Annotated in this window: 6 protein-coding genes; 1 reads left to right on the top strand and 5 read right to left on the bottom strand. The window is 38.0% G+C overall.

The window, feature by feature from the left end:
* Positions 1-186: 186 nt before the first annotated feature.
* Positions 187-1,716, bottom strand: a complete 1,530-nt coding sequence (gene metG / locus PLK24_RS05370) for a methionine--tRNA ligase (protein WP_324477021.1) — start codon at positions 1,714-1,716, stop codon at positions 187-189.
* Positions 1,717-1,997: 281 nt separating this feature from the next.
* Between metG and PLK24_RS05365 the strand changes: the two genes are divergently transcribed.
* Positions 1,998-3,383: an MATE family efflux transporter gene (locus tag PLK24_RS05365; RefSeq protein ID WP_324477019.1), complete on the top strand. Its 1,386-nt coding sequence runs from the start codon at positions 1,998-2,000 to the stop codon at positions 3,381-3,383.
* Between the two features lie 4 nt (positions 3,384-3,387).
* On the opposite strand, the gene PLK24_RS05360 is transcribed toward PLK24_RS05365, so the two are convergent.
* The 4 genes from PLK24_RS05360 to PLK24_RS05345 form a co-directional block, all read right to left on the bottom strand.
* Positions 3,388-4,626: an MFS transporter gene (locus PLK24_RS05360; RefSeq protein WP_324477017.1), complete on the bottom strand. Its 1,239-nt coding sequence runs from the start codon at positions 4,624-4,626 to the stop codon at positions 3,388-3,390.
* Between the two features lie 232 nt (positions 4,627-4,858).
* On the bottom strand, positions 4,859-5,053 hold the full coding sequence (locus PLK24_RS05355) for a hypothetical protein (protein ID WP_324477015.1): 195 nt from the start codon (positions 5,051-5,053) through the stop codon (positions 4,859-4,861).
* A 92-nt stretch (positions 5,054-5,145) separates the two neighbouring features.
* Positions 5,146-7,161, bottom strand: coding sequence for an ATP-dependent helicase (locus PLK24_RS05350; protein ID WP_324477013.1), 2,016 nt, complete (start codon positions 7,159-7,161; stop codon positions 5,146-5,148).
* 239 nt (positions 7,162-7,400) lie between these two features.
* Complete coding sequence (locus tag PLK24_RS05345) at positions 7,401-8,051, bottom strand: hypothetical protein (RefSeq protein WP_324477011.1); 651 nt, start codon at positions 8,049-8,051, stop codon at positions 7,401-7,403.
* Positions 8,052-8,681: the final 630 nt, after the last annotated feature.

Here is an 8,681-nt window from a genome sequence, read left to right as displayed (position 1 = left end):
CGTAGATCAATCTTTTGAAAGTCCTCTAAGTTTATTTCTGGGAGAGGCATATTGATTCCTCCTTCTTTCTTGGTTTAATTCTCGAAAAATAATATCCAATGCAAAATTCGTGATGAGTGATGAATGGACGATGATCGGTAAAAATTTTATCATTCAATTACACTGATATCACATTTTTTGAATTTCTTATAAAATCCTCGGGAAAAGTGGAATCGGTTTTTCCAATTCAAAAAGACTTGGATTCTGATTCCAAATCACCTCTTGGTCTAAAATCATCGAAGTGAGAGGAATTTTAAAGCCTAACTGATCCCACAATTGGACAGCTGTTGAAGGTATAAAGGGATAAGTCATGAGAGCCAATATCCGGCAACTATCCAATAATAAATACATGACTTGATTTAACTCTTTTCTTTTGTCTTGATCTTTATTTAGAACCCAAGGTGCTTTTTTCTCGATATAGCGGTTGCAATAATGAACCAATTTCCAAATACTCTCCAAAGCTTGGGCAAAAGCAAACTTATCCATATAATACGCCAGATTTTTTAACACTTCTTTCATGAGCTCTTTCCATTCTGGTTCAGTTGAATCATCGGGCTTAGGAACTTTTCCGTTAAAGTATTTCCAGGCCATATTCAAGGTTCGGTGAACGAGATTTCCAAAATTATCGGATAAATCAGAGTTGGTTCTTTCCACCAAACTCTTTTCAGAAAAATCTCCATCGAGACCAAAGCTAACTTCCCTCATAATAAAATAACGAAAGCGGTCAAGCCCGTATTTTTCAATCATAAGATGAGGATCGACTACATTTCCACGAGATTTAGACATCTTTTCGCCATCTACAGTCCACCAGCCATGGGCAAATATTCTTTTTGGTAAAGATAATCCTGCCGCTAACAACATCCCTGGCCAGAGTACCGAATGAAAACGAAGAATATCCTTTCCTACCAAATGATGGACTGACGGCCAAAAAAGATCAAATTTTTCGGAATTCCTGCCATAGCTAACAACAGTTAAGTAATTAATAAGAGCATCAAACCAAACATATAAGGCATGCTTTTCGTCCCCAGGAACGGGAATTCCCCAATTCAAACCAAGCCGGGATATGCTCTGATCTTTTAACCCACTCTTAATAAAACTAACGATCTCATTATAACGGGATTCCGGCATCACAAAGTCAGGGTGTGATTCAAAATAATCTAAAAGTGGCTTTTCGTACCGCGAAAGAGCAAAAAAGTAGCTCTCCTCGCGAACCTTTTCAAGAGGACGTCCACAATCAGGACAAACTAGACGGTCATCCAGCTGATTTTCTGGCCAAAAGGTTTCGCAGGGAATACAATACCAACCTTCATACTCTCCCTTATAGACATCTCCCTTTTTTTGAAGAGTGAGAAATAATTCTTTTACTGTTTCTAAATGCCGTGATTCAGTGGTTCGAATAAAATCATCATTGGAGATTTCCATCTTTTTCCACAGCTCTTGAAAACGGAGGATGACTCGATCAACCAAGGCTTGAGGGGTAATATTTTGTGCGGCTGCTGCTTTTTCAATTTTTTGCCCGTGCTCGTCGGTTCCAGTAACGAAAAAGACTTTTTCTCCTAACAATCGATGATATCGAGCTAAAATATCAGCAGCACAGGTTGTATAAGCATGTCCAATATGAGGCACATCATTGACGTAATAGATCGGTGTTGTTATGTAAAAACTATTCGAGTTCATTTTTGTCCTCCGAATCTAACTTTTTCTTCCCTATAATGAGAGTGGTTATGTCAATCTCAACTTTTTTGGTTGTAAACGATTTAATAAAACAAATTCTAAAAAAACATTTAAACACATATACAAATTTGCCCTTTTCATCTCTTTCATTCCAATAATTTTGAATGCAGTATATCCAAACTCCACTGGTTTTTCAACTTAATCTCGATTAGAATAAATAGGCTCAATACCCATCATAATATTAATAAATGAGGTATCTTTTACATCAGATAGTGAGGTTATTCATGAAAGTAGGTCATCAAACTGATTTCACCACCGGGAATATCCCTAAACAATTAATTACCTTCTCAATCCCTATGCTCTTAGGAAATATTCTCCAAACCCTTTATACAACTGTTGACAGCATTTGGGTGGGACGCTTTCTTGGTCCTGAAGCATTAGGTGCCGTTTCAGTAAGTAATCCAGTCGCTTTTGTCATTATTGCCTTTGTACTTGGTTTAGGTATGGCTGTCAATATTATGGTTGCCCAATATTTAGGAGCAAAAAAACACCTTGAACTGAAAAATACCATTGGAACTTCGTTGACGCTTTTCACTCTCATTGGTGCCATTCTGACCGTAATCGGTCTTATTTTCCACCAGGACATATTAGAGATCATCCAAACTCCAGAAACCATCTTGCCTTTGGCTTCATCCTATCTCTATATATATTTTTGGGGATTAATTTTTGTTTTTCTTTACAACACCATTGGAGGAATATTAAGAGGTTTAGGTGATTCAAAAACCCCTCTCCTTCTTCTGGTTTATTCAACCATTATTAATATCATACTCGATCCATTTCTTATCATTGGAATCCCGCCTTTTCCTAAGATGGGAGTTGCCGGCGCATCCTTAGCAACCATTATTGCTCAGGCTTTCTCCGGTCTCCTCGGTATTTTTTATATTTATCGGATGAATCTTTTCCATTTTACTCGGGATTTTCTTTCCCCAAAAATTGAACTCATCAAAGTTATGCTTAAAATCGGTTTACCTGCTGGAGCTCAACAGACCTTTGTGTCTCTTGGCTTCTTAGTGCTGACTGCTTTTGTAAATGGCTTTGGCGATAAAGTTGTCGCTGCTTATGGCGCAGCTGGAAGAACTGATAATTTTTCTTTTCTTCCGGCAATGACTTTCAGTTTGGCTATCTCATCAATGGCTGGTCAAAATTTGGGAGCAAGAGATATTACCCGAGCCAAAGAAGTGGCACGCTGGGGAGCTACTATTTCAGTTCTTTTTGCGATACCTATTTCGATATTTGTCTATCTTTTCGCCGATACCTTGTTGAGAATTTTCACCACTGATTCTGAGGTTATTCGAATCGGTGTCTCCTACCTGAGAATAATCGCTTTTACTTACATCCCCTTTTCAGCAATGTTTGCTTATAATGGTTTTCTTCGAGGAGCCGGGGATACTATGCAGACGATGATCAACACTCTTCTCTCCTTGTGGGTCATCCGAATCCCGGTAGCAAAAATTCTTTCAATGAATCATTTATTAGGAATCAATGGGGTCTGGATAGGTTTTGCTATTGGTCCTATAGCCGGATTTTTACTGGCTTACGGATACTTTCGGACTGGGAAATGGAAAAACAAAATTATCGTCAATTCTTTCTATAGAAACGAAAACCTTTGAAGGTTCAATCCAATTCAGATTCTTTAAAAACTCGGGGTTCTTTAATCCCCAGCAAGAGAACAAAAGCAATAAGGTTAATGATCAAAGAAATCCAGAAAACCTTTTGATAACCGTAGAAATCAGCAATTTTTCCACCAATAATTGGGGTAAAAAAAGACGGGAAGGTAGAAATAAAATAACCCAGCCCGATATACATACTCTTGAGTTCTTTGCTACCAAAATCAATAATAATGGCGATCCCGCCCACCCAAATTGCACTCCAGTAAATACCAAAAAGGGCAAAAGCCAAAAAGAAACCAGTGGAACTCTTCACGGTAATCGCCACCAAATTGCTTGCCAGCAAAGAAATACACCCTAAAAGAAGAACGAATTTGTGGCCTTTCCGGTCACCCAATGGTCCCCAAATAAAATTACTCAAAGCCTGGGAAGCTAAAAAAACCGCATTATATCTGGCAACTATAGCTCCTGTAACATGAAGGTTTTCCAGGGCATGGACGGTATAAAAAGATCCACCCATGACTCCCATGGCTAAAAAAATCCTCGCCACAGAAAAACCTCTGAAATTTCGATCCTTTTTAAGTATATTAAAAAGTGATTTTATATAGTGAGATGGAGTTTTAAGTAGTTTTTCTTTTTCTTCCCTGGTGAGTGCCAAAAATATGTAAGATATCAACATGGCACCTATAGTAACTAAAAAACAATACCCAAAATTTTTGGCAAATGGGTATTTAACAATAAATTTTTCGGCTAAACGGGAACCCCAAATTCCCATTAAAGCTCCAACTCCATTCCCAACGGCAAAAAAAGCTCCTTTTCGCAAAGGATCAATCACCTTGCCAACCATTTCCATCCAAACTGGAGTAATGATACCCATGGCACAAAAAGAAACAGCCAACAATAGAAAAAAAAGAGTGAGTGAGAAGCTTGTGTTTATGCCAACTAAAAAAAAGGCAATCAGGGCAATTCCCAAATAGGGAAGCCTTTCCATCAGGGTAAATTTTAAAATAAAGGTCAGTTTTCGATCGATTCGAGAAGAGTACAAACCATTAAAAAGCGAAGGAATCGAAAGTCCCAAATAATAAAGAGCAGGTATTAAGCCGATTTCGACATTGGTTGCACCAAGATTCCTGGCAAACAAAGGAAGCAATGTAGTTATGGATGCCACCGCTGTACCCAAGCTAAAAAACGCATAATCGAGAGATCCGACTATAAAATTAAAAGAATAATCCTTCTTTGTGAGCAATCAGATTCGCCTGCTTCCATGATTTTTTCATTAAAGGGTTTGGAACAATAAAAGAGGGGTATGATAAATCAAGCCCCTACCAAAGAATATAAAATGTAGGGGCACAATGTATTGTGCCCATTCTTTAATTAATGTAGCGACCTGCCATGGCATGTCGAATCTTGGGTTTTCATCATCATCTGCTGTTACATTAATGGCATGAAGACCTATTCTCCATTTACTTATTACTGTTTTAATATTTTCGATAATTTTTCTTATTCAGCGTTTTCATACCAAATCTTTTCTTAATCTTTAAGTCGACTTCGTCTTCAATCTCGATATATTGGGTGAACATATTATCCCTTCCCAGTTCATACCCACTAACCAAATCGTTCAGCTTTAATAATTCGCCAATGGTCATTTTTTCTTTTTTATCCCAAGAGACCAAAGAATTTTCCTCCTCTCCATAGACAAAAACCAAATGCAAAATCTCTGGTTATTTCCAACTTTTTTGGAAATCATTTTTCTAAGAAAACTTTCCTACCATTGATTTCCTGAACGATCGAGCAGCCATTTGGTATAAGAACGAGAGTCTATTTCTTTAAGAAAGCGTGAAGGTTTGCGTATAAATGAGGTTTGAGCCCGATTTCCTTCAGCCACGATTGGATAGCAAAGAAAAAGATAGTCCTTGGCTCGGGTACAGGCTACATAAAATAATCTTCGCTCTTCTTCGATATCCTCTTCTTTTTCAATACTTCTCCCTGAAGGGAAACCTCCCTCACAGAGCCAAATAACAAACACCACCGGCCATTCCAAACCCTTGGCTTGATGAACTGATGATAGGGTTACTTTTTCATCAGGAAGTCCACCATCAACAATATTTTCAGCTTCCATGTCACCTAAAAGTGCCAGTTCACTTAAAAAATCATCCAGAGACTTATATTGAGAAGCAAAGTTAGCTAATTCCTCAATATCTTGAAGCCGCTCTCGATAATCAGGATAATGGGTGGTTAAATATTCATTGTAGCTTCCCTGGATAATTTTTTGAATCATGGTACCAGGTTGGAAGTCAATTTCTTCTAACTGGGAGAGTAATTCTTCTAACGTCAATAACCCCTCCCGGGCTCCTCGCGAAATATTTTCAGGAAGTTCTCTTTTCTGAATCAAACCCAAAGGATCAACCGATTCTCTAAAAAATTCCCATATTTTTTCACTGGTCGCTTTCCCAATTCCGGGATATATTTTCAAAACTCGTTTCCAGGCAATTTCATCCCGGGGATTGGCTATCACTTTTAAGTAAGCAACTATATCCTTAATATGTGCCTGTTCAAAAAACCGTAATCCGGAGCGAACCTCAAAAGGAATTCCCCGACGAGTGAGCTCCATTTGGAGTTCCATGCTTTGATAATGGGCTCGGTATAAAATCGCTATATCGCGAAGGGAATATCCATTATCCCGAATCGTTAAGATTTGGGTGGCGACAAATTCACTTTGTTGTGAGGTGTTCCTTGCTGGAACAACAACAGGCTTTTCGCCAGACTTTCTAACCGCTTGCAGGGTTTTCTTATATTGTCGAGTGTTTTTTGCAATCACTTGGTTTGCCAATTCCAGGATAGGTGGAACGCTCCGATAGTTGGTTTCCAATTTAAAGAGGACACAATCTGGATACTTCTTGGGAAAATCCATGATATTGGCAAAATTAGCTCCTCGAAAGGAGTAAATACTCTGTGAGTCATCCCCGACTGCTAAGACATTCCGATACTCACTGGCAAAAAAATCTACAATTTCTGCCTGAATAAGGTTGGTATCCTGGTATTCGTCTACCAGCACATGATGAAACATTTGAGCATATTTTCGTCGGGTTGCTTCATCCTTTTGAAATAGTTCCCAGACATAACTCAATAAATCATCAAAATCCATGCAGTTCAATTCTCTTTTTCGGTTTTGGTAAAGAGCAAAAATATGACTAATGTTTCCCGTCCATTCTCTAAATTGGGGGTAATTTTTATCAATAATGTCCTCGATCGATACCAGCGTATTTCTGCAGAGGTTGATGACTTGCATAACGACATCGGCTTTAGGAAAACGGCGAGCTTTGGTATCAACCCCCGACTGAAGAATACAGGTTTCTACTAAATCTTTTTGGTCTTCCCGATCTAATATGGTGTAATTAAAGTCAAAACCAACTTTTTTTGCTTCTCGCCTTAGAATTAGATTCCCGATATGATGAAAAGTCCCTCCCCACATTCGGTTTATTGAAAGGCCCAATAAACACTCTACTCGGTGCAACATTTCTCGAGCAGCTTTATTGGTAAAAGTAGCCAATAAAATATTCTCGGGATTGACACCTTGCTCAATGAGACGAGCAACCCGATAAGTTATGGTGCGGGTTTTTCCGCTTCCTGCACCGGCAATAACCAACAGAGGACCTTCATCAGCAAATACGACCTTATGCTGCTCTTCATTTAATTCTGTTTCGTAGTCGATTTGGAAATATTTTGATTTATGAATCAAAGATTGATTCATTGATTCAAGTTGATGCGAAGAAAAATCCATTGAATAAACATTCCTCAGCTTTCTTATTTAATTCCTTCTGGTAAACTCATCAACGGGATAGAAAAATCAAGCCCCTACCAAAGAATATAAAATTTTAGGGGCACAATGTATGTTGCCCATTCTTTAATTATTGTAGCGACCTGTCATGGCATGTCGAATCTTGTGTTTTCACCTTCATCCTCATCTGATGCCACACAAGTGGCATGAGGGGTCTATCTTTTAAAAAAAAGAAATTTCCCTTAAGTTCTCGATTGAACTGCATCCATCAACACTGCGCCAACTAAAAAAATAAAAAGAACAAACGAACTTTGCCCAAAAAAAGTATCACTTTCACCCAGTCTTTTCAACACTTCACAAAAAGCAATAATCAACAGCGAACTTCCCAGCAAAGAACTCAACGCTCTGAGCAGACCTTTCCAATTTATGCAAAGTATTCCCATTATAATTGAAATCAACAAAATCCCGATAAAACTAAAGTAACGTAAAAAACGAATTATTTCGACCCAATCCGACAACCAGATGAGGAGATAAAATACATTTATAGTTACAACAAAACCGGCAAAAAACCTCCCAATAAATTCACCCTTTTTAGAAGAAATCACCATGAAAGAAATAACCAAAGAAAGAACGATAGCCAACCAAAAAATAATTGATTTGGGATTAAAAAACAAATGATCAACAGCATTCCTAGCCCATCGAATCGGATTCGTACTTAAGAGCAACAATCGTCCTCCTATGAGAAAGAACAAAAAAGTAGAAATGACATAAAACAGTTTATTGAGTTTCTGAAAAAAGAAACCAATTAATATCCCCAAAAAAAGAAGAGAGAAAAAGAAAATATACCAGCCCAATTGAAGATTCAAGCCTTTTAACCAGATATCAAGAAACACTCAACATCCCCCAGTCTTAAAAAAATATATCAACGAGTAGTAAGAAACCATTTTTTATTATATCCAACTATTCATTATAGATCCTCATGCTGTTTTACAACACTAGGTGAGTATGAAAATACCTATCTAAATCCGTCATTGCGAGAAGCTCAACCGATCTTTGGTTGGGCGACGTGGCAATCTCATCTGACGCTACCGTTGTCATCCTGAGGCTTCGTATTCAGAAGCCATTAGTATCTCATCCAACGCTTCAGACGTCATCCTGAGCGGTGCTTCCCCGCGTGAGGATCTCATCTTTTTCAGTTTTTTTACTTTTCTCGCCCTCTCCCCCTCGCCCCCCTCAGCCTTTATTGAACCCGATTCATGTAGCTGTATACCATGGCATGCCGAATAAATATTAGGTTTTCATCATTTGATATCATAATTCTCGATAATTTTTATTCGAAATTTAATTTATAAATCGCTATATTTAGACTCATCACTGTTTTTCCACTCGTTACTACTAATATGCATACTTCCAAAGCTTTATATCATCTGTTGAAAAAGTTTGATCCATCAAATCCCAGAGCGGATTAATGAGATTAAAATTCAAGAATCAAGACCTGACCCAGTGATGTTATTTCATTGATT

Source organism: Atribacter sp. (assembly GCF_035418125.1).
In the GTDB taxonomy this organism is placed as follows: Bacteria; Atribacterota; Atribacteria; order Atribacterales; family Atribacteraceae; genus Atribacter; species Atribacter allofermentans.
The sequence above is the reverse complement of the archived record's forward strand: the minus strand, read 5'-3'. Positions and strand labels throughout refer to the sequence as shown.

What these genes read in the sequence shown, in the direction of transcription:
- PLK24_RS05350 (WP_324477013.1), bottom strand. Translation starts at nt 7,161, where the DNA reads ATGGATTTTTCTTCGCATCAACTTGAATCAATGAATCAATCTTTGATT.
- metG (WP_324477021.1), bottom strand. Translation starts at nt 1,716, where the DNA reads ATGAACTCGAATAGTTTTTACATAACAACACCGATCTATTACGTCAAT.
- PLK24_RS05365 (WP_324477019.1), top strand. Translation starts at nt 1,998, where the DNA reads ATGAAAGTAGGTCATCAAACTGATTTCACCACCGGGAATATCCCTAAA.